General features: G+C 34.9%; 25 protein-coding genes. 10 read left to right on the forward strand and 15 right to left on the reverse strand.

Features of this window, described 5'->3' with window-relative positions; all coding sequences use genetic code 11:
* Positions 1–135: 135 nt before the first annotated feature.
* The 4 genes from Q0L29_RS07955 to Q0L29_RS07970 form a co-directional block, all read right to left on the reverse strand.
* Positions 136–561: a hypothetical protein gene (locus Q0L29_RS07955; RefSeq protein ID WP_296620619.1), complete on the reverse strand. Its 426-nt coding sequence runs from the start codon at positions 559–561 to the stop codon at positions 136–138.
* A gap of 145 nt (positions 562–706) precedes the next feature.
* Positions 707–2296, reverse strand: a complete 1590-nt coding sequence (locus tag Q0L29_RS07960) for an FAD/NAD(P)-binding protein (RefSeq protein ID WP_296620620.1) — start codon at positions 2294–2296, stop codon at positions 707–709.
* Between the two features lie 9 nt (positions 2297–2305).
* Positions 2306–3325: a 2,3-diaminopropionate biosynthesis protein SbnA gene (gene sbnA, locus Q0L29_RS07965; RefSeq protein ID WP_296620622.1), complete on the reverse strand. Its 1020-nt coding sequence runs from the start codon at positions 3323–3325 to the stop codon at positions 2306–2308.
* Positions 3326–3456: 131 nt separating this feature from the next.
* Positions 3457–3636, reverse strand: a complete 180-nt coding sequence (locus Q0L29_RS07970; protein ID WP_296620623.1) for a hypothetical protein — start codon at positions 3634–3636, stop codon at positions 3457–3459.
* 138 nt (positions 3637–3774) lie between these two features.
* Here Q0L29_RS07970 and Q0L29_RS07975 point away from each other — a divergent pair, with 138 nt between their 5' ends.
* Positions 3775–3978: a YwbE family protein gene (locus Q0L29_RS07975; RefSeq protein WP_296620625.1), complete on the forward strand. Its 204-nt coding sequence runs from the start codon at positions 3775–3777 to the stop codon at positions 3976–3978.
* A 99-nt stretch (positions 3979–4077) separates the two neighbouring features.
* Here the strand turns inward: Q0L29_RS07975 and Q0L29_RS07980 are convergent, their stop codons facing one another.
* Together Q0L29_RS07980 and Q0L29_RS07985 are read right to left on the reverse strand one after the other, a co-directional pair.
* Positions 4078–4353 carry a hypothetical protein gene (locus Q0L29_RS07980; RefSeq protein ID WP_296620627.1) on the reverse strand — a complete coding sequence of 92 codons (276 nt, stop codon included), beginning with the start codon at positions 4351–4353 and terminating at the stop codon, positions 4078–4080.
* 197 nt (positions 4354–4550) lie between these two features.
* Positions 4551–4994 (reverse strand): hypothetical protein, encoded by a 444-nt coding sequence (locus tag Q0L29_RS07985; protein ID WP_296620629.1) that lies wholly within the window; start codon positions 4992–4994, stop codon positions 4551–4553.
* A 168-nt stretch (positions 4995–5162) separates the two neighbouring features.
* Between Q0L29_RS07985 and Q0L29_RS07990 the strand changes: the two genes are divergently transcribed.
* Together Q0L29_RS07990 and Q0L29_RS07995 are read left to right on the forward strand one after the other, a co-directional pair.
* Positions 5163–5471: a VOC family protein gene (locus Q0L29_RS07990; RefSeq protein WP_296620631.1), complete on the forward strand. Its 309-nt coding sequence runs from the start codon at positions 5163–5165 to the stop codon at positions 5469–5471.
* A 107-nt stretch (positions 5472–5578) separates the two neighbouring features.
* Complete coding sequence (locus Q0L29_RS07995; protein ID WP_296620633.1) at positions 5579–6085, forward strand: sigma-70 family RNA polymerase sigma factor; 507 nt, start codon at positions 5579–5581, stop codon at positions 6083–6085.
* A 120-nt stretch (positions 6086–6205) separates the two neighbouring features.
* Here Q0L29_RS07995 and Q0L29_RS08000 read toward each other — a convergent pair whose 3' ends face one another.
* The 3 genes from Q0L29_RS08000 to Q0L29_RS08010 form a co-directional block, all read right to left on the reverse strand.
* Complete coding sequence (locus tag Q0L29_RS08000; protein WP_296620635.1) at positions 6206–6790, reverse strand: hypothetical protein; 585 nt, start codon at positions 6788–6790, stop codon at positions 6206–6208.
* Positions 6791–7301: 511 nt separating this feature from the next.
* Complete coding sequence (locus Q0L29_RS08005) at positions 7302–8750, reverse strand: hypothetical protein (protein ID WP_296620636.1); 1449 nt, start codon at positions 8748–8750, stop codon at positions 7302–7304.
* A 135-nt stretch (positions 8751–8885) separates the two neighbouring features.
* A complete protein-coding gene (locus Q0L29_RS08010; RefSeq protein ID WP_296620638.1) occupies positions 8886–9245 on the reverse strand; it encodes a MotA/TolQ/ExbB proton channel family protein in 360 nt (119 codons plus the stop codon).
* Between the two features lie 196 nt (positions 9246–9441).
* On the opposite strand from Q0L29_RS08010, the gene Q0L29_RS08015 reads away from it, so the two are divergent.
* Both Q0L29_RS08015 and Q0L29_RS08020 read left to right on the forward strand, forming a co-directional pair.
* Positions 9442–10449 (forward strand): sensor histidine kinase, encoded by a 1008-nt coding sequence (locus Q0L29_RS08015; RefSeq protein ID WP_296620640.1) that lies wholly within the window; start codon positions 9442–9444, stop codon positions 10447–10449.
* A complete protein-coding gene (locus Q0L29_RS08020; protein WP_296620642.1) occupies positions 10446–11123 on the forward strand; it encodes a LytTR family DNA-binding domain-containing protein in 678 nt (225 codons plus the stop codon). The genes Q0L29_RS08015 and Q0L29_RS08020 overlap by 4 nt, the downstream gene beginning before the upstream one ends.
* A gap of 198 nt (positions 11124–11321) precedes the next feature.
* Here the strand turns inward: Q0L29_RS08020 and Q0L29_RS08025 are convergent, their stop codons facing one another.
* Entirely contained in the window at positions 11322–12233 is a 912-nt protein-coding gene (locus Q0L29_RS08025; protein WP_367275766.1) for a TIGR01777 family oxidoreductase, read from the reverse strand.
* A gap of 173 nt (positions 12234–12406) precedes the next feature.
* Between Q0L29_RS08025 and Q0L29_RS08030 the strand changes: the two genes are divergently transcribed.
* Entirely contained in the window at positions 12407–13099 is a 693-nt protein-coding gene (locus Q0L29_RS08030) for a hypothetical protein (protein ID WP_296620646.1), read from the forward strand.
* Between the two features lie 333 nt (positions 13100–13432).
* On the opposite strand, the gene Q0L29_RS08035 is transcribed toward Q0L29_RS08030, so the two are convergent.
* Positions 13433–14164, reverse strand: a complete 732-nt coding sequence (locus tag Q0L29_RS08035) for an NYN domain-containing protein (protein WP_296620648.1) — start codon at positions 14162–14164, stop codon at positions 13433–13435.
* Positions 14165–14338: 174 nt separating this feature from the next.
* On the opposite strand from Q0L29_RS08035, the gene Q0L29_RS08040 reads away from it, so the two are divergent.
* Positions 14339–15472 carry a DUF3137 domain-containing protein gene (locus tag Q0L29_RS08040; protein WP_296620650.1) on the forward strand — a complete coding sequence of 378 codons (1134 nt, stop codon included), beginning with the start codon at positions 14339–14341 and terminating at the stop codon, positions 15470–15472.
* Between the two features lie 2 nt (positions 15473–15474).
* On the opposite strand, the gene Q0L29_RS08045 is transcribed toward Q0L29_RS08040, so the two are convergent.
* Positions 15475–16662: a nitrate/nitrite transporter gene (locus Q0L29_RS08045; RefSeq protein ID WP_296620653.1), complete on the reverse strand. Its 1188-nt coding sequence runs from the start codon at positions 16660–16662 to the stop codon at positions 15475–15477.
* A gap of 348 nt (positions 16663–17010) precedes the next feature.
* Positions 17011–17829 (reverse strand): SDR family oxidoreductase, encoded by an 819-nt coding sequence (locus tag Q0L29_RS08050; protein WP_296620655.1) that lies wholly within the window; start codon positions 17827–17829, stop codon positions 17011–17013.
* A 204-nt stretch (positions 17830–18033) separates the two neighbouring features.
* On the opposite strand from Q0L29_RS08050, the gene Q0L29_RS08055 reads away from it, so the two are divergent.
* Positions 18034–19092, forward strand: coding sequence for an NAD(P)/FAD-dependent oxidoreductase (locus tag Q0L29_RS08055; protein ID WP_296620656.1), 1059 nt, complete (start codon positions 18034–18036; stop codon positions 19090–19092).
* Between the two features lie 76 nt (positions 19093–19168).
* Entirely contained in the window at positions 19169–20836 is a 1668-nt protein-coding gene (locus Q0L29_RS08060; protein WP_296620657.1) for a formate--tetrahydrofolate ligase, read from the forward strand.
* Here the strand turns inward: Q0L29_RS08060 and Q0L29_RS08065 are convergent, their stop codons facing one another.
* On the reverse strand, positions 20837–21454 hold the full coding sequence (locus Q0L29_RS08065; protein WP_296620658.1) for a hypothetical protein: 618 nt from the start codon (positions 21452–21454) through the stop codon (positions 20837–20839).
* Between the two features lie 22 nt (positions 21455–21476).
* Positions 21477–21821 carry a tRNA-binding protein gene (locus tag Q0L29_RS08070; RefSeq protein WP_296620660.1) on the reverse strand — a complete coding sequence of 115 codons (345 nt, stop codon included), beginning with the start codon at positions 21819–21821 and terminating at the stop codon, positions 21477–21479.
* 250 nt (positions 21822–22071) lie between these two features.
* Here Q0L29_RS08070 and Q0L29_RS08075 point away from each other — a divergent pair.
* On the forward strand, positions 22072–22316 hold a 245-nt coding region (locus Q0L29_RS08075), incomplete at its 3' end, for a hypothetical protein (RefSeq protein ID WP_296620662.1).

The raw sequence follows: 22316 nt of genomic DNA on the forward strand, positions 1-22316 counted from the left end.
AAAAGCTTTTCCTATCCCACCTCTAAACAGCGATTTTCTTCCTAAAAATTCCTTACAATAGCCCGCTATTGCTTCAGAATTTTTAGTTGAAACTCACTATTTACAGGCGTTCTGAATCCTAAATTAGAATCGAACTCAGGTAAATAGTAATCGGTACAAATAGGGTTTACCTCTAACCATGCCCCAGTCATAATCATTGACGGCTGTTGCATATATTTTTACCAATTTCTCAGCTTCTAGCCCCGCATCCAGTGCTTGTCGCAATTCCCTAAAGCTGGCCGTGTCCACACCAATGCCATTTTCTTTTGCTCGTTTTACCACACTTTGGTTTTTGTTGGCCTTGCGGGCATAAAATAATTGATGCCGTATTTTGTGCTTTTCAAATACCTCTCGGAACGTTTGGATGTTTCGGTCAAATTCGGGCAGATAATGGATATTTAGAGGAGAACCATAGGTTTCAAAAAGTGTGCCCAACAACTTTTTATCCTCCATCAATTGTATCATCCAATTACTTACTATAGGAGTAAGCCTTGGCAGGTTCTTGCTTATTGTCGTTTTCACTTTTGATTAGTTGTTGGATGATGGATTTTGCCCATGGCCGGGCAAAGTTATTTCGGCTGCGCGACAAAGTATCATTATCATGCACAATCCCTTCCGTAGGCGTGCCGTAAAGCGTTATGTTTTCAGTATTTCCTTCTTTGTTAATTCATTTTCCATAGCGATTGATTTCAACTGCTCCCGGAGCATAATGTGCATTTTCGTCCCGGTTGACATAAGGTCTGGCCAAACCATTTTTACATAAATTCGAGAACAAGCCAGAAGCTTCTTTTTCCATAGCGTTTTTAGGAATTCGGGCATCGATCAATACATCACAATACATTTCGGATTCATCATTGCTTAATACAAAACCACTTTTATAAATTCTTATTTCTGGACTTCTGGCAAATTGAAAATTGATAATCCCCGCTTCTGCCAAGGCCAATATCTTTTTAAGATTTTGTGGAGGAGGACCATAGGCAATGCGGTTAAACTTGCCAAAATAATATTGATCAAATTCTTGGTGGGATTTGGCATCAAGTCCGCTAAAGGAATAGAGTTCATTAAATAAAGGACTGAATCTTTGCCAAACTGCGGCTGCACGCAATTGTGCTTTGTGTTCTATATTTTCGATCTTTTCATGACTATAAATTTTTAAGTATTCCAGAATATTTTGATCCGTTCTTTTATAAGAATCAAAAGCTGGTTCCAATAAGTTGCGCATTGAAAAGAGCTTGTATTGGGGATGTTTTTCATGGAAATCATTTATTTGATTTTTTACTTCATCATAATTTGGGTGATAGGCTAGTAACTCTTTTTGCTCTGCGAATAAAGTCCTGTAATAAGCAAACTCCATATCTTGAGTAATAAGTGGCAGAATGTCATTTTGGAAACTTAACTTTTTGGGCTTTAATCTGCTGAGTTTTGAAACATACAATTCTCTAGGATACTCATTGAAATTATGTTTTGGCAACATTGGCCATCCGGATTTTGAGAAGGGAAAAATGCATCTCGGTTCTTTTCCTGTGGCTTTGTAAATTAATTTTCCATCATCTGAATCCGTAAAAGCTCCTCCTCTTCCTTCTGTAAGTGCTAATGCTGCATCTATAAAGGTTAAGCCCATGCCTTTTATTGCAACAATCTGGCCTTCCCTAATATTTTTTAACTTGTCTTCTACAGGATAAATAAATGAGATCTCATTTTCACTGGCGTCATCTGGGGTTTTATGTTGTTGGTGGCCCGTAGAGATTAAAATATTTTGGAAATCACTCAAGCTAGGTGTTTCTCCCTGCTCCTCAAATTCTATGGAATAATGAGTGCCAACTTTTACTATGGAACCTACTTTCGAAATATGCTGATGAATAATTACATTTTCAGGAAGGTTGGCACAAAGTTGAGCATATCCATTTTCGAGATATGCCCCCACCATGGCACGCGATGAAAACAAAGGATCAATCTCATCAATGCTATTCTGCTTTTTCAGGTATTCTGATAAGCTCAAGGGATGTTCAACCACTGGGGGAGGTAATTCCGCAGGCCACATATTGATATGTTTATTGGAGAAATTCATCTGTAAATAATCAGGCTGATCGCTTCTGTAGACATCGCCCGAGCCCATAAAAGTGGTTTTATTAAAAAGATGAATTTCTACAATCTGTTGCACAGGACTTGCCTTTAATTGCGCGAGTATACGCTCCAATGCATACATGCCCTTGGGACCCAAACCTACAATTGCTATTTTATAAGGAAAAGCTTTCATATCATTCATTTAATGGTTGTCACTTATAAGTCTATGAGAAAATTTAATATCTTGAAAATGTTCATTAATCCAGTCCTTGTTATAAATCGTATCCAGATAGCGTTCGCCTCTATCACAAAGAATGGCCACGCAATTAGTCCCCGCAGGAATAGCCGGAGCGTATTTTTCTATTGCGGAAATAACTGCGCCCGAAGACCCTCCACAAAGGATGGCCTCATTTTCGAGCAGATTCCAACAAGCTTTAATACATTCTTCGTCAGATATATGGATAATATCATAAATGAGATCGAGGATTAGAAAGTTGGATGGTTTACCGGAACAGTGTCCCGGAATGAGACGTTTACCTTCCTTCTGCCCAAAAGTTACGCTTCCTTTTACATCTACCGATATGATTTTAGTGGGTAAGCGATTTTCATAAATATAATGTGCACACCCCATTAGGGTTCCGCAAGTGCTGGTACTGATGAAAATATAATCCACTTTTTGATGGAGGGCATAAGTAATTTCGCTCATGGTCTGATAATGGGTTTCCGGATTGGCTGAATTTTCATACTGGTTCAGGCGGTGGCTATTTGGGTGTTCGTTGAGCAGTTCTTGCACTTTCTTGATTCGACTTTCCAAAAATCCTCCTTGCGGCTCTTCATGAGTTATTCTCACCAATTTTGCACCATAAGTTTTCAGGATTTTTTCGGTATGGACATTCGCTTTAGGGTCAAAAACAATTATAAGCTTTAAACCAAAAAATTTACAAGCCTGAGCTAGGCCTAAAGCCATATTGCCTGAACTAGATTCTATAATGGTGTCTCCGGTTTTAATGTGACCTGAAGCAAGTGCTTGTGATAACATATTAAAGGCGGTTCGGTCTTTAATGCTGCCTCCAAGATTAAAACTTTCCATTTTTCCAAAAACAGAAAAATCATGTTGACCTGATAGTCGGGTTAGGTGAACCAATGGCGTTTGGCCAATGGTGGATAAAATATTGGAATGGTATTTTTCAATACCGATTTTAGGTTCAAGGGTTGATAGCATAAAATGAAAGTAATGTTAAATTATAAACAGGAATTACCCCCATAAATCAACTTTAGCTAATATGTTAAAACCACTTTTAAAGCTGTAAAGGGATATAACCTCTAAATTTTGTTATTTGATAATCACAGGTTTTAATTTTGCTCTTCCCTCTTCTCATCGGACTTACCACTGGTTTCCTTTGCCGTCAAATCCTCTTTATCTTTATCCTTTTCAATGGCTTTGCGCTTCTTTTCATCCTTATCAGCCTTGTTTGGCTCGTTCTGTTCTCTGATCGGTTTCAGATCCTGTTCTTCTTTTTCTTCGGTTTTCATAGTTTTTGTATTTTTTTCCGTAATGGAGTGGTTACAATGTAAATTTGTGATTTTTAACTATATTGATTGTTACACAATTATTTTACATTATTACATAAATCTTAGGTTAAATTAATTTACTAAAACAAAGAATAGGATATGCCTGACGGAAGAAATAGAAACGATATAAAAATTGGCCTGGAAGTAGAGATTGTTCAAAAACAAGATCAGAGAACTGGAGATTTGACCAATGGATTTGTAAAAAAGATTTTAACCAAATCTTCATTTCATCCGCATGGGATAAAAGTGATGTTGGAGACTGGTGAAGTAGGGAGGGTGAAGGAGATATTGGAGGAGGATTGAAAGAATAGCACAAAGGGATGGTTGCTTTATTCGCTTATTTAAAGTTTTATTCTAAAACCAATTAAATAGCTAAATTATCTTTTTACCTGAGTTTTAAATTTATGGACATTCATCAGAATTAAACTCCAATCCATAAAGAACTAACTCTATACTCTCATCCCCGTCAGCAGTCACTGGGCCAAGCTCATCTGAGTTCGCTGGCCTTGAGGTAAAATAGATGGTAGTTCCCGGGCTTTGATAAATGCCGGGTATATTCAAAAGCTCAATTACATTATTTTCTCCCTGCCAATTCACAGCTCCTTCGTGATTTCTATCCAATGAAACAGCTAACCCTCCACCAGCACTCCTAATTTCTCCGATAACTTCCCCTTTCATACATTGAGAATCTATTTCCTCACAGCTTGAGAATAGTGCAAGAATACATAAATAAAAAAACAATATTCTTTTCATTTCTAAAAACATTAAGTTTCTCTTTTCCAAACTATTAACCGTATAAGTATGTTTTTATTGTGAATCAAAATATAGTACTTATTATCAATTTATAAGAAGGCTATATTTACTATTAAATTTGCTTATGCGAATATAAAATAAGCAGCAGCAAGCAAGGCTGGATATGATCTGTAGAGGATAGGTATCACTTGTTCCAATCCTTTAACATTAATGACTCTTAGTATTATAAGAATTAGGGTGCAGATAGCAATTGTAATTCCGCCAATGCTTAGAAGTTTAAACGCTCCTGCAAAACCCTGAAGATAAAAAAGAACTCCTACTGTAGTAATAGCAGTGCTTATCCATAAAACTCTGGGTACAATAGAGAGGCCAAGTAATGAATTAAAATCAGATCCTTCTATTTTAGCTTGGGAAGGAATTTGGGCGAATAAAAAAAAGACTATTCCAAGTCCTGCTAAGCTAATAATGTAAAGTATAGAAAGCTTGGTATCCAAAAGTTCAAGGACAACAGCTACAGCCAATAAAGCTAGTAATACCATTTCGGCCTTAATTAGAATCTTATTCATAGAGGGAAATTTGATTTTAAATAAAACAAACTTAACAAAAAATTTAAGGGCAAAACATAAATTCATGATTACTTAAGTGACATTTTAAAACCCTAAAAAAGAAAGCTTAAAAAATGTGTCTTTTTGTAAATGTCCCCGTCATAGGGATGAATTTTAAATATTAAAGTCATGAAAAGAATACACATTATGTTAAATGTAAGTAGCTTATCAAAAGCAAAGAAGTTTTACTCAGCTTTAATAGGAATAGCTCCTACTAAAGAAAAAGACGATTATTTACAATGGAAAATTAATAATCCTAGTCTAAATTTGAGTATTAAAAGTAATGCTACAGAAGCTTTTGGAGTGAATCATTTAGGTATTGAAGCCAGCTCAGATGAGGAATTGCAATCACTTTATCTTCAAGCGAAGAATGCGAATGTGGCAATGGAAGAAGAAGGTTTAACTACATGTTGCTATGCGAAATCGCAAAAGTCTTGAGCAAAAGATCAGGATCAAAATGAATGGGAATTGTTTACTACTTATCAGGACAGTCCTGGATATTATGAAAGTGCCGTTTCATTAAAATAAATTTCAGATATTCGAATATGAATCAAGAATGCAAAGCTGTTTTTCCAATTTATTTGGAATTTAAAGGTGAAATTCAAAATTATATCCTGAAAAAAGTCAAATCCAAAGAAGTGGCTGAGGATTTGACTTCTCAGTTGGCCCTTAAGCTATATAGTATGTGTGAGAAACTACAAGATGTTAGGAACCTGAGGGCCTGGCTTTATCGAGTAGCTTCTAATGTGGTGATTGATTACTTTAGGGAAGAGCAAAAGAAACATAGTCAATCCATAGTGGATGATTTATCGCAAGATGAAGAGGAGGATTTTGTCAATATTGCTGTGGAAAACTGTGTTTTAAAGCTTTTGGAACAATTGCCTAACAAATATAGGGAAGCGGTGAGAATGTCTGATTTAGAAGGCGTAAACCAGAAAGAGATTGCTGAGAAATTGAATATATCCTATTCAGCTGCAAAAATGAGGGTGCAAAGAGGAAGAGAGTCTTTGAAATCTAAGTTTTATGAATGCTGTAGCTGTGTAATAAGCTAATCTTTGAGAAATTGAAAAAGCACGAGCGTAAATATCTCGTGCTTTAATAATGGAATTTAATTCTGTTACTGATTTTTCACCCTTATTGGACTAATGAAAGTCACCCTTCTATTCCAAATATTATTGGATACCAAAAGTGAAACCCATGCCAAGAATAATACCACCCGGAGCAATTAGTTGCAGGACTTGCTGGGAAGTTGGTGACAATGAAGAGCCGTCATTGACAGTCCATGGTTGTCCTTTTAAGGCAACAGAATACCCTAGGTTTATATTAAATGTATTGTTTTCACCAAACCACCAGTTATAGCCGGTTTTTATATAAATTGCAGGAGCATTTTCTAATTGCATATTTATATCTCTTGTCCCTCCGCTAGCTGTTTCTAATTCCATATCTATATCATCAATACCCGAGGAATTTGATAAACCTATGCCATAGGTGAAACCGTTTCTATAAGATCTATCATATCGAAGTCCAATAGAAGTTCTAACGCCCCAGGAGCTTAACCCTAGGCCGGCTTGTACAAAAAGTTTTTTTTCAATTATGAAATTACCGGAAAGTCCTGCTAGTCCAGTATAAGTATTAATACCTGTTCCTACACCAAAATAAAATTTAGGTCGATCATCAGGATCAAAATATTCTTCTGTCTGCCCTTTTAGTTCTAAAGAAAGAAATAGTATACTAAAAAAAAGTAAGGCTTTTTTCATAGTTTTTATTATTAAAAATTAAATCGATTAGGTTTACTTTGATTATTTATCAAGTCACAAAACTATTAAATTAGCATTAAAAAACTATTAATATATATGATTTTCTCCTTTTTTTACCCCTAAAAGAATGCCTATGGCATAAATGTCAAAACCTTCTTTTCCTCTTTAAAACTGGAGCTAGGAGCTAGTAAATTTGTAGTGTTTTTAAACCATGGTTTAAAAGAGATGATTAAACATAAAAAGCACGCATAATAAAATGCGTGCTTAAGTTTCCTATAAGTCGGGAGCAACTCATGAGACTAGGCTACTGCCCGACCATTAAACTATGGAAACGGCTACTTTTTAATAAATTGAAATGCGATTTTAAACAGCTTTGCCAGAAGAAAAATAAAGATTCCATATACTGTAGGGTAAGAGCCGACCTTTAATCCCCCCGCTAAAATTCCCTGGGAAACTTCTCCTACTTGTTCGATAGCTTGAAAAACACCAATAGTATAGACTAATCGCCCTATTAGTTTTCTTTAATCAATTCAAGCTCAGAGTATTCCTTTTTTAGCGTCATCAAATCAACATTTTTATCCATTAAATATTTATCAAAAAACTGCAAGACCACCACTGAGGTTATTTTAGATGCTTTCTCAGGTTTGATGGATCCTGCCTCGTTGATAACTGGTATTCTAATCTTGTAGGGAATATCCATAAAGTTTGAATGACCTGCTTTTAAAATTTTACCTTGATAGAAATCATTAGCAGTACCATTTCGAAAAATGTGTTTATTTAAATCAGGTTGATAAGCACTATAATCCCAATCTGCAGAAAGTATAGCAAAGGGTTTTGTCAAAGTAGTATCAATCATGGCGCCCCAAAGAATACCGTCAATACTTATTCCTGCTTTTATTCTTTTATCATTCAATAACGCCTGACCTGCTGCTGTAGCACCTTGAGAATGTCCGAATACCCCAATTTTTGAGGTGTTAATGTGTTTTGCGAAGAATGAAAAAGTATCCCCTCTTTCTAAAGCATCAATGACCATAGAAATATCATTGCTCCAGCGCAATCCGATATCTCCGGCTACATAATCTCGAATGAGATCCTTAACAGCGGCATACTCTTCTTCATTGGTTTTGGCTTTTTCCAATTCCTGTGTTGCTGACCAAGTCATTGCAGCCATTTCCTCAGTCATCTGCACTTTTTCAAATTCCTTACTATACAATTTAATTTCTCCTTCAGGAAAAAGCGAACCCACACTTTCATAAGTATGATTAATATTCAATACAATATAGCCATGACTTACTATTTCCTCTAATATTGCATAGTATCCGGTAGCATTAGATTGGTGACCATGAGAAAAAATAAGGATAGGGAATTTTCCTTTTGCCACATCAGGCTTGATAAAAGTATGTGTTTCTATATAATCTAAGTAATTAAAAACCGAATTAGGTACTCCATATTTAGAAGCAAATCCAACTCTTTCAGCTTCATTCAGGTAAACTTCCTTTTCTTCATTATTGATTTTAGCAGGATACCAAACTTTAACCATCAGCTCCCTTTTATCTCCTGCTTCTGGTGTAATAGTTTCCTCCTGATCTGTAATTAAATGAACATCTTGAGCACCTACTTTATATTTTCCTGATGGTGTTGGCAAATCAAATACTGGTAGAATATAAGGCAAAACCCAAGCAAAAATTATCAAAATAGCGAACCCAATTCCGGTTATTATTTTTCTAAACAATCCTCCTTTGAAAAAGGAATGCGCTTTAAAAATACACCATGTTAGGATAAGGATAAGTAAATAGGAGGGAATCATTTGCCATCTGAATCCTTCGAAAATCAGATGAATAAGAAATAAAATTCCGATAAATACTAAAGCACTTTTCTTATTAAGTGAGTAGTTTTTTGTTGAAATGTAAATTGGAAAAACGGTTACAATTAATAATAGTATGATTTCTATAATTCTCATAAGTTCTCTTGATTAAAAAGATATTAGAATAATTATTTCTTTGATATAATGTATTAAATAGGATGTCTGAAGTTTACCAAAATGATCAGAAATGACATCATTAGAGATGCCAAATCTGACCACTATGAATACACCTTATTTTTGAGAGAATTGAAACCCTATCTTAAAAAGCTTGGCCAAAAGGAATATAACAATTCCATAAACAGTGGTATAGGATGATATTTTTAAACCTCCTGCTAATATCCCCTGAGAAACTTCACCTACTTCTTCTAAGGCCTGAAAAGCTCCTAAAAGCCCAATAAATTGACCTAAAATTCCAAAAACTAGGGCGAACATGGCTATTTCTTGAGATGTTTTAAGCCATTTATTAGCTTTTGTTTTATCCTCTTTATTTTTTACAACTAAAACCGCTGTAACAATTACCCCTAATAAAAGAAGGAAAAGGACGGACATAAACTCTATACCGCCTTCAACATGAATTTCAATAAATTTCATAATTTTTATTTTTAGTGATGTACAATGCTATCACCTTTTTTGCTCAATAGTTTTAACTATCGATGGCTGACCTTTCTATAAAGATAGAAAACATAAATTCAACCCTTCTTTGTCTTTTCTGCATTCCATCTACCTAAATCAGTTATCTGTCGATTATAACTGCTTTTGAATTCAACTTGCTTAAATTTACTTTTTGATGAAGCAGAGCTACTACTATCATATTATTTTTTGGCTATTGGCATTTGTGCTCTGCGCATTCTTGCTGAAGTATGATAATAATTGGACAGAAGCACTACTTTTAGCTTCCATCTATCTACCCATTACTATTGCTTCGGCTTACCTGATTTCTAATTATCTAATTCCTAAATTTTTATTGAAAGGGAAAAGGCGAAAGTTTATACTGTATGTCATTTATCTCATTATTGCTGCGGTTTATGTCAGCATTTTGATTAACACAGTAGTATTAATCATGATTGCAGATTATCAATTTGAATTGATGCCGCCAGGATCACGTGATATCGCTATTTTAAATACGGTTCTATTTTTAATCATCTTTCTTTTTGTAGCTATTACCAGCATAGAAAAATGGCGCGCTACTGAAAACGAAAAGAATGAAGCCATCAAAAACATGGCAGAAGCGGAGCTTCGGTTTTTGAAGAGTCAGCTCAACCCACATTTTTTATTCAATACGATGAATAATTTATATGCGCTAAGCTTGAAAAAATCCGATAAAGCCCCGGAATTGATTTTGCGGCTCAGTGCCTTATTGGAGTACATTTTAGAAAACAGTAAAAAAGAACTCATCAAACTTTCAGATGAAATCAGCACTTTAGAAGATTATATTTATGTGGAAAGTTTTCGCTTTGGCGATAGATTAGATATTGAGAAAGACATTCAAGTTCAGAATGATGAACTCATTAAAATCCCACCATTGATTTTGATTACTTTAATGGAAAACTGCTTCAAGCATGCAGGCAAAAACAATACAGAAAAATTGTCCATCATTTATTCACTTCATGAAACTGATGATAAATTAAAAATCTCTTTTTCCAATAATTTTAGAGAATCGAAGCATAACCCAAAAGCAATAGGCTTGAAAAATATTGAAAGTCAATTATCCTATATTTATAAAGACAATTATCAACTGATAAAGACTGTTGAAAACGGTACATTTAAAATTGAAATCATTATTCCTGTAGCATGAAAAATTGGAAATGTATTATAGCGGATGATGAGCCTTTAGCGCGTGAATTGATCAGCGATTATGTTGCTAAAGTTCCCTTTTTGGATTTGAAAGGAGTTTTCACCAATGCTTGGGAAGTCAGGGGTTTCTTGCAGAAGAACTCTGTTGATTTATTATTTATTGATATTGAAATGCCTGGTCTAGACGGGCTGACTTTTATAAAAAGCTATAATGTTCAGCCGAAAGTGATCTTCATAACAGCGCATAGGAAATATGCTGTGGAGGCTTTTGAAGTAAAAGCCTTAGACTATCTGCTCAAGCCTATTTCTTTCGAACGCTTTTTGAAAGCCGTAAATGAGTTGGATACTAAAACCATTGAAGTGGGTCAAAATGCAAATCATATTTTTATTTCCATCGACCGTCAACAGCAAAAAGTACAGTTAGATAAAGTTTTATATATAGAATCAAAAGGGGATTATCTAAGATTTGTGCTTGAAGACGATAAGCCGCTAATCAGCAAAATGACTTTGAAATCTATTCATGAACAATTGCCAGATAATTTCTCCCAAATCCATCGCTCTTTTATAGTCAACCAAGATAAAATAAGTGCATTTCAAAAGGACAAGTTGAAAGTCGGGGAGGAATGGTTAACTATCTCGAGGTCATTTAAGAATGATGTCGATCTTGGGGAGTAAAAACAAATATAATATCATTTCAGAAGCAGAATAGATTTTATAATAATCACTAGCCAGCAAGCGAACGCTTTTAGAGATTGTTAAAGATTTAATTTTCACTATATGCATTATTCTAAAATCTCAGGATACCTACTAAGGAATTTCATTTTCAGAATCTAGAAGATACAGGTAGCTGTTATAATATTCTAAAATCAGTAATTATTCTTTATTATAAATATCCTGTAAGGCATTATCAAGCTTCTCAAACTTAAAATCAAATCCAGATTTAAGGGTTTTTTCAGCACTCACTTTATTTCCTCCCAAGATCATTTGTGCCATTTCCCCTAATAATAATTTCATAGCAAAAGCTGGTACATTTGGTAGAATCAAGGGTTTATCTAAAGCTTTAGCTACGGCTTTGGTAACTTCTTTATTTGTCGCAGGATGAGGTCCTACTCCATTGTAAACTCCAGTCAAATTATTTTCTAGCACAAGCAGAAATAATCTTACTAAATCATCAATATGAATCCAACTCATCCATTGTTTTCCTGAACCAAGGGGTGCTCCGGCCATTAATTTTATAGGTTGAGCTAATTGTGGGAGTGCTCCGCCTTTATCGGTTAAAACAATTCCAATTCTAATTTTTGCAATGGGTATCTCTAAGGATTTAAATTGGTCGGCTGCAGCTTCCCATTTTTTGGTGACTTCTGCTAGAAAATCATTTCCTGGATTAGTGTCTTCATCTACCAATTTGTCGCCTGTATCCATACCATAATAGCCAATGGCGCTTGCACTTATGAAATGCTTTGGAGCTTCATTAGGCATTTTTGCTATAGTTTTATGCAAAAGAGCGGCAGACTCTGTTCTGCTATTAATTATAATCTTTTTCCTATCATCAGTCCATTTTTTATCCGCAACCCCTGCACCAGCAAGATGGATAATAACATCAGCAAAACGAATGGCTTCTTCCTCCATTTCTTGCTTTTTGATTTCCCATTCAAATTGTTGATAAGGATAATTGTCTTTTTTATTTCTGGTAAGATGAGCAACCTCATAGCCTTTTTCCTTTAAAAGTGCTGAAAGTTCCGTTCCTACTAATCCTGATCCGCCTGTTATTAATACTTTTTTCATAGACATTTATTCTACCTTTTAAACTCATGATAATGAAATAAGTTGGATTTATGAATTGACTTATTTACAAAAGGGCTTGATTTTTGTAAATTGATTTAGTGGATTTTTATAATGCTTAATTAGCAATACCTAATTGTTATATTTGCGTTGCAAGCTTAAAGAACTGATTCGATATGTTACGATATATTTTAATACTCGCTTTTTTCATTTTCAATTTGAATATTTCATCAGCTCAGTTTCAAACTGTGGCTACTGAACACTATCTCTTAGGGGTAGATGTGAAAGGATATGAAATTAATCTGCCGTTTTCAAAAGAAAAGACAGAAGAAAGCTGGAAAGATTATGCTAAGGCTTTTGGAAAAAGCGAGGAAACCCAATCGCACAAAACCTATCAAACAAAATTCAGGACAGATATTTATCCTAATGATATTCTGGTTTACAGTCAAATAAAAGGTAATAAAGAGCAAAGTACAATTTGGGCAGGAATAGATCCTCAGGGAATTCCAAAAGATATATATCCAGATTTGCAAAAGGCCATGGAAGAATTCATCTATAATTTCAATATCAAAATGAGAACCGACTTGGCTCAGAAAAAAATAGATGAATCAGAACAAGCAGCTACTTATCTGAGTAAAGAATTTGAAAGCTTAAAAAAAGATGAGCGTAAAAATCAAAGAGATTTTGATAAAACCAATGAAAGAATCAGCTCCTATGAAGAAAAATTAAAGGAATTAAGAGGTGATTCTACTCAATATTCTCAAAATCTTCAAAGCCTAAAAACCTCCATAGATTCTCTATATTTAGAACTAGAAAAAGTAAAGTCTATAGTGGAGACTTATAAACAGAAACTGGAGGATATTAAGTAGTTATATTGTTTAATTTGGTAATTATTTTAAATGATTTGGACAGCCCACCTCGCCCCGCCAGCTGGTGGGGGAGACGCATGGAATCACATTTTCTTTTTAACGCTACCTTATCAAATATTTGCTTAAAGATTGAAAAAAATAGTAACAAACCTTTTTGTTTACTGCTAAAATAAATCTGTGAGACTGTCCCTTTGAGGGGACTACAGGGGTGTTAATTGCTTTATTTGAAATTTAGTTCTATAATAGCAAAACGTAATCACGATACATTGAGACCGAGGTGACACCACAATCTTATTTTGTACAATTATGGTTTTGAACTTGAATTGATATTGATTATCTCTTCTTCTTCAACCTCACATAAACCAATTTCAAATTATTTTTATTCCCAACCCGCTCTTCAATTTCAAAGTTTTTAAGGGATTTGATCAGTGGGGTTAGTTTTGCAAAGCCATAATTTCTGGAATCAAAATTAGGCTGCTTTTTTTGGAGTAAATTTCCCACATCTCCAAGAAATGCCCAACCATCATCATCAGCTACATCGGTAATGGTGCTTGCAATCAATTTGATATCCTTTTGAGTAACTTTATCTACTGAAGGTTTTGCTTTTGATTCGGAGCTTTCCCTTTCTTCAGATTGATTATTTAGAATTTCTATATAAATAAACTTATCGCATGCCACTATAAAAGGGTTAGGGGTTTTCTTTTCGCCTATTCCATATACTTTCATGCCTGCTTCCCGAAGTCTGGTGGCCAGACGAGTAAAATCACTGTCGCTGGAAACCAAACAGAAGCCATGGACTTTTTGCGAATATAAAATATCCATGGCATCTATAATCATAGCTGAATCCGTAGCATTTTTTCCAGTAGTATAGCCATACTGTTGAATAGGAGTGATGGCATTTTCAAGCAATAGGTTTTTCCATTTACTAAGATTGGGCTTAGTCCAATCTCCATAAATTCTTTTAATGGTCGGATTGCCATATTTGGCGATCTCCTCCATCATTTCCTTCACGTTGGCGGAAGGAATATTATCTCCATCTATTAAAACTGCTAAATTTATTTCCATTTTGATGCCTCCTTTGATGATTTATGCAATTTCGATTAATTTTTAAGAAAATCTAATTTATTGCCTTATGTTATCATAAGACCTATTTAGATATGGAATACAAAAGTACTGTTGTGTCATAATACTTAATACACTTCTTTTGGTTTTATTTTGAAAACAAGTATCTTAAATGTTATGGAGATAAAAGAAGAATTTAAGGAGTTTTATAAAACTGAGTTAAAAGCAAAACTTGAGGATATTGAAAAAGAACGTCTGGCCTTCTCTAAAAAGTTGAAGGTGAATCGTAAGAGAGGCATTATAATCGCTTTGGTAATAGCTACTCTGGTTTCATTAGGTGTACAAAGCATGCAAGAGGAAGGTAGCTTTACTGATTTTTTGAAAGCCTTCGTCATTTTTGGACCTGTTTTCTCTCTTTTTGGATGGGGTTTTGGGAGTCATATTGGGATTAAAAAAATGCAAAGCCTTCGGAAGCCGTTTAAAGAAAAAATTGTCACTCCTATAATTCAGCATTTCAACTCCAACTTAAATTACCAGCCCGAAAAATCCATCACGAAAGAAGAAATTAATGAAAGTCAATTATTTCAGGAGAATATAGAATATTATAATGGCGATGATTTATTTGAGGGGTCAAACTCATTCTCTGATTATCGATTCTCTGAAATGAGGTTGGGAGTCAAAATTAAGAAGGCTGACCATAATGGACGTATGCAGTTTGTAAGCCATGCTGTTTTTAAAGGTGTTTTTTTGGTTGCTGAATTCAATGAAACTATAATAGATTCCTTAATTATTAGACCGAACCCTTCATTTAAAGAAGAAAATGACCAGAAACGTTTCGTTCAAAAGGGGTCAAAGTTTCAAAAGGAATTTGCTAAGAATAAATATACTCATTGGTATATACAAGATGTAAAAGCTTCCCAAGCTTTACAACAAGTTGAAACAGGGGACTCCTATTTTGATAATCAATTTCTGATCTATAGTAGTGATGAGTACAAAGCGAAAACTTTACTAGAGGGCGGGTTAAAAGATTTATTTTTGAAAATAACAGATTGGGAAAAGGAGCAAGCCTACAACGATAAAATTGAAGGTCATTTACAAGGAAATTATCAACACCCTACCGTCTATTTTTCAATAATTGGAAATAAGGCTTACTTTGGAAAGCCCTTTGATAGAAACTTTTTTAGTCCTGATTTGCTAAAAAGCATTATAGATGAAGAAGTAACTGCAAAATTTTATCAAGAGATTAAAGAATTGAATTTACTAATGGATCAGATGACCCAAATTATCCCAAAGGCTATTTCTGCTAATTAAAATTAATTAAGTTTTAAGTCTGACTTTTTTCCACTGAACAAACCCAATAATCCTAATACCGGTCCAATTGCCAGAATGATGTATAAAAAGGCAGGATTAATTTCTAATCGAAGGATATTTAAAAGTTGAATGCTGACGATAGTAATGGCAAAGCCAATGGAATTTACAATGGTTAATGCAGTGCCTTTGGTTTCTGGAGGTGCATGAGTGGCTACTAAAGTTGAAAAAAGCGGTGAATCGGCTATCACCATCAGTCCCCAAAAAATCAAGAAGAAAATGAATATTTCCGAAGGGGCGTAAAAGATTATCAATGGAGAAATGAGGCAGCATAAGCCCGATAGCAGAAGGAAAGTGCCAGCGGTTTTTTTCGCACCAAATTTTTCTGAAATATAGCCACCCGCTATGCAGGACAAACTACCTATTCCGATTATGATAAAGGATAGGAGTGGGATATTAAATTCTGTAATAGTATGCAACTCTTGATAAACTATTAAAATAACAGGAACGAATGCCCAAAAAGCGTATAATTCCCACATATGTCCGAAATAGCCGAATGCGGATGCCCTAAATTCCTTTTTCTTAAAAACTTGAAAGAATGCAGATAAATCAGGCTTTTGACTTCTTTTCAGAAAAGGCCCATCGGGCACTAATAGTAAAAGTAAAATTCCGCCCAAGCCAGCTAAAGAGGAAGTGATATAGATGACCATTTGCCAATCTATATTTTGAGTGAATTGTTTCAAAAGATGTGGAAAAGCGGTACCTAAAACCAATGCGCCTACCAAAAAGCCCAAGGATTTGCCCAAGCCTTTTTCATAATAATCGGAGGCTATTTTCATGCCTACAGGATATATTCCAGCTAAGAAAAAACCTGTAGCAAATCTGAAACTAATTAAACTATATAGAGTATTTTGATCCCAAACTGCACCCAAATTAAAAACTGCTCCAATTATGGCACAAAAGAAAAAGACTTTAGATGGAGAAAATCTATCTGCTATAGATAACACTGCAAAAACCAAAGTACCAATGATAAATCCGAACTGGACAGCAGATGTCAAACTGCCTAAAGCAGTGGGCGCCAAATTAAAATCTATGAGCAAATCAGGCATCACAGCATTGCCCGCAAACCAAAGGGATGTACAACAAAATTGAGAAAAAACGATGATGGGTAGAATTCTGGAAGGTGGGTTCATAAATATCCAATTCAAATTGAACCTTAAAGATATTATTTACTTGCTGTTATTTCTAACTCCCCACTTTGTTTGAAAGCGAAAGTAATCTATTTGTAGCTATCCGACACTCCTGTAGTCCTAAAGGAGACATTTTTTACAGATTTAGATTATTGAAAAAAATATCGCTCATTTTTTGAACAGAGTTTAAGCAAAATAAATTTGACAAAAGGTGTTGATCAAATTATAAAGTCAAAGGCAATTCCGTGCGACTCCCCCTTTGAGGGGATGAAAGGGGGGTGTTGCAAATGCTCAAAGTAGAAAATTAGTTTTTTTAAGATCAGAATTTATGTTTTTTTCAATCCTACTAATTCAATATCCCTCCACCATTTTCTCACTTTCTTCCCAAAGTCTGTTTCTTGCGGCTTTGCTATTGGCTATTGAAGAAGCTTTCTTCACTTTCTTATCCTTAAAATATCCACCGTTTTTATCTGCTGGCAAATCATTAGTTGCCAAATAGATGGAAGTGGAGGCGCCTTCTCGGGTAGATTTCATTAAGGGCTTCCCTAATTTCCAAATCAGTTTAAAGAAACCCGGCAAAGAATCTCCGAAACCAGAGTCGATTACTCCAGGATGAAGTGCGTAAGAAGTAATGCCTTTATCTGCTAATGATTTTGTGAAAAGGATATTATATAGTTTAGCGTTTCCATATCCGCTGATGGTTGAATACTTTTTCTTTAAATTCAAATCAGACCAATTTGGGTTTCCTGTCCTGTGTGCTTCTGAACTCAGATTTATTACTTTAGTATTGCTTTTTTCCAATAAAGGCATCAATATTTTGCTAAGTAAAAAATGACCCAAATGATTTACGGCTAAATGTAATTCAAAACCGTCCTCACTTTCCAATCGATCATTAAATGTTCCCCCAGCATTATTGATCAGTACATCAAGTTTATCTGTTTTCTGTAATAGCTCTTCACCCGCTTTTCTTACGGACTTGAGATCTGCCAAATCGCATTTGATGATGCTGACATTTTCTTTTTTGCCCAAATTAACAATTACTGTTTGAGCTTTTTCTACATTGCGAACAAGAAATATTAAATAGTACCCTTTTTCTAAAAGTGCTTCAGAAGTAGCCAACCCAATTCCTGATGTGGCTCCTGTGATGGCGATTGTTTTTGTGTTGCTCATAACAACCTCAACTTATTTTGGAGGAAATGGTTAAAGAATTTTTTGATTTATCTTTTGTCCGCCTAACAAATGTCAAAACATAGGAGTTCTTATGGTATGGAAGTTCTGAAGTTCTATAATGTTTAAGTTTAGAAATCGGGATAAAACATTTCAATGTGGCAATAAGTTTATTGAGTTTAGAATTAACGTTAACTGGTTATATCAATGGTAATAATAATAGGAGCAGGACTTTCAGGCTTAATTACAGCTTTTAGACTCAAACAGGATAATATTCCCTTCAAAATATTAGAAGCAAAAGATAAAATTGGTGGTAGAATTTTTACCAAAATGACAAATAATGGTACTCCTATTGAAATGGGAGCCACCTGGTTTGGAAGACAACATCAAAACCTTATCAAAATTTTAAATGAATTTGGACTAGCTATTTTCCATCAGTTTCAGGGAGAATATTATTATTACGATGACTCTGATTCCACCTATCATGGTAAATACAAACTTCCGCAACAAGAACCCAGCTTTCGTATTTCAGGTGGGAGTAAGAGTTTAGTAGATAAACTATTTGAAAAACTTGATGAAGATGATATTCAATTTAATACTCAGGTTAAAGAAATTGGAAAGGAAAATGAAGAGCTAATACTAAATACTCAAAATGATGAAGAGTATAGGGCGGATCAAGTAATATTGGCACAGCCTCCCAAAATATGGTCTCATCAAATTAGTTTTGCTCCCCCTCTTCCTCAAGAATTACTACATATTGCACAAAAAACTCAAACGTGGATGGAAGACTCCATTAAGGCAGCTGTAGAATTTGAAAAACCTTTTTGGAGAGAGAATGGTAATCCAGCCACCATTATGAGTAACTTTGGTCCTTTTATTGAATGCTATGATCATTCTAATCAGCAAGAAGATAAGTTTGCTTTGTGTGGTTTTCTGAATGCTGAATTCAAAAGGATTGATAAAGCTAGAAGGGAAAAACTTGTCCTTAAACAGTTGTCCGATATTTTTGGAGAAAAAGCACAAAATGCTATAAGCTATCATGAATATGTTTGGTCAGAAGATGATTATGTAAAATGGCCAAAAGAAAATTTATTGCAGCCACATCAAAATAATGGCCATCCTATTTTCAGAGAATCCTTTTTCAACAATCAATTAATAATTTCAAGTTCAGAAAGTGCAACAAACTTTCCTGGTTATATGGATGGAGCAGTAGAGGCAGGTGAAAATGCTTTTAAACTAGTCTCTGAAATACTTCATGCGTATTAAAATCAACAATTAAGCTGATATCCGTCATAATTTTGATTACTACTAGGCGGTAAATTAGTGTTCTTAAAATAAGCTTATGACAGATTTAGAAATAGCCAATAAAACAGATTTGCAACCGATACAGCAAATTGCTGAAAAATTGGGAATCAATGCTGAAGATCTTGAAATGTATGGCAAGTATAAAGCCAAATTAGCCCTCGATGTAATAGATGAAAATAAAATTGATCAAAGCAATTTGATTCTTGTTTCAGCTATTTCCCCCACACCGGGTGGTGAAGGTAAAACCACTATGTCAATCGGACTTTCGGAAGCATTAAATCAATTAGGAAAGAAAACTATTGTAGTTCTTCGTGAACCCTCTCTTGGTCCTGTTTTTGGAATGAAAGGAGGCGCGACTGGTGGAGGTAATGCACAAGTTCTTCCTATGGAGGATATTAACCTGCACTTTACAGGAGACTTCTCTGCTATTGAAAAAGCTAATAATTTACTATCGGCTATTATCGACAACAATCTGCAAAGTAAAAGCAATTCATTAGGAATTGATCCTCGGACAATAGCCTGGAAGCGAGTAATGGATCTCAATGACCGTGCTTTGAGAAATATTGTAGTGGGACTAGGAGGTACAACCAATGGTATTCCGAGAGAAACGGGTTTTGATATTACCGCAGCTTCAGAAATCATGGCAATTCTTTGTCTTTCTTCTGATTTAATAGATTTAAAAAGTCGTCTAGGGAATATTTTTGTAGGCTATACATTTGATAAAAAAGCAGTTTATGCGAGGGATTTGAAAGCTGAAGGTGCTATGACTGCCTTGCTTAAGGATGCTATTAAACCCAATTTAGTTCAAACAATAGAAGGAAATCCAGCCATTATTCATGGCGGTCCTTTTGCAAATATTGCACAAGGAACCAATACAGTGATTGCTACCAAAATGGGAATGTCTTTATCTGATTATACTGTAACCGAAGCAGGCTTTGGATTTGATTTAGGCGGTGAGAAATTTTTAGATATCAAATGTCAAAGTGCTAACTTAAAACCAAAAGTAGTGGTACTTACTACCACTATCCGTGCACTGAAATATCATGGCGGAGCAGATTTGACAGCACTCAAAGAGCCAAATGTAGAGGTATTGAAAAATGGATTTCCAAATCTGGAAAAACATATTGAAAATGTTAAGAAGTTTGGAATCACACCTATTATTGCTATCAATAAATTCAATACTGACTCAAAAGAAGAAGTTGATGCTGTTCTAGAATTTGCTCAATTAAAAAATATTCAAGCAGCGGCAACAGATGTTTGGGCAGATGGAGGAAAAGGAGCCTTGGATTTAGCAAACCTAGTAATCGATTCGGTCAATGCAGAGCTTTCCCACTTTAAACCTTTATACGATTGGAAAAGCCCGGTAAAAGAAAAGATTTCCAAAATAGCTCAGGAAATTTATGGAGCCAAAATGGTGAATTATACCAGTAAGGCAATAGCAGATTTAAAGCGAATAGAGAATTTAGGACTGAGTAATCTTCCGATATGTATGGCCAAAACAGAAAAATCACTTTCTGATGATCCTAAACTTCTTGGAAGACCCAAAGATTTTGTAATCACGGTACGTGAAATAGAAATTGCCGCTGGTGCAGGATTTATTATACCCATAACTGGAACGATTATGCGAATGCCGGGCCTGCCGGCTCATCCTGCTTCAGAACAAATTGATGTGAATGAGGAGGGGAAGATTACGGGGCTTTTTTAATTACAAAAACACCCAAAAACTCAAAATCAATATTGCCCACAAAATACCTAAAAAGTGCCATCCTTTGGTGAGCAATTCATACTTTAAATGCCAATAAGGATTAGTTTCAGCTATCAGATATTGGACTGGGTCTTTTGAGATGCTTTGAGTTTGAAGTATCAAAAAGCCTAAGTAAGTATGTGCTGCTAAAAAGTGAAGGGCATGCAAACCAGTCAAAACATAGAAGAAGGAAGAAGAAACTTCAGAAGAAAATAATATTTCTGAGTCTTTTAAAGCTTTCCAGCCTAAAAATTGGCATAAAGCAAATCCTAAACCTAAAAAGAAGGTAAAACGCAAGGCGGTTAATAAGGATGAAATCTCTTCTGCTTTAAAAAGACTATGAATAGGATGAATCATAAAACTAGAAGCTCCAATCAAAACGGTGCTCAAAGCAAATACTGCTGGGATTTCAATCTCCTTCTGTCCTTCGTTTCCCAGGCTCATAAAAAATGAAAAAAGCAAAAAGAGAAAGATTAGCGTGCTTCCTACTAAACTTAAAATAAAAATCATTTTGTAAGGATGCAGTCTCTCCACCCTCTCAAAAAATGACAAATCTTCCTCTTTAGTTTTTTTATTCATTTTATACAGTTCTTAAACTTATTTAAGCAATTCTTAATCCATTTTTTGCAGTTTCATCTACATTTAGCAGGCTAATTTCATCTCCATCGACAGCTCCTAAAACCAAACACTCACTCATAAAGTTTGCAATTTGCTTAGGTGGAAAATTCATCACCGCTACTATCTTTTTGCCTGGCAAATCTTCCAGTTTATAGAGATTGGTAATTTGAGCAGAGCTTTTTCTCATTCCATGTTCACCAAAATCAATTTGCAACTTATAGGCAGGCTTTCTAGCTTCGGGAAATTCATCCGCTTTCACAATAGTACCCACGCGCATTTCAATTTTGGAAAATTCTTTCCAGCTAATCTCATTAGTCTCTTCATTCATAACTCTTTATCTTTCGTTTTAGTTATATAGATTTTAAAATTAAATTAAACAACAGCTAACTATACCAATAACTATCGGGACTGAATATCATATAATACGTCAATCGTCCGAATAATTATCAAATAGAACCTACTTAAATTTCTAAGCGATAATTGAACTATGCGCCTTTCCCGAGAGTTTGTTTTACCTTTGCACATTGTTTACGGATTTGCAAGGCAAAAGTCAGCACAAAATTTAAATCAAATTTACATTGAAGATAAAAGACTTTCTAAAATTATATAAAGATGATGCCATCTTGCAAACGATGGTGGCTTCCCTCAAACCTAATGAAGACCAAACCATCCAATTTAAAGGTTTGGTTGGCAGTTTGGATGCCGTTGCTGTTGCTGTTTCGCACCTTTTAAATCATCAAAATCAACTCATCATTTTACACGATAAGGAAGAAGCTGCCTATTTTCAAAATGATTTGCAAAACTTACTTGACTTCAAAGAACC

Origin of the sequence: Marivirga sp. (genome assembly GCF_024636815.1) — a bacterium.
Lineage (GTDB): Bacteria > Bacteroidota > Bacteroidia > Cytophagales > Cyclobacteriaceae > Marivirga.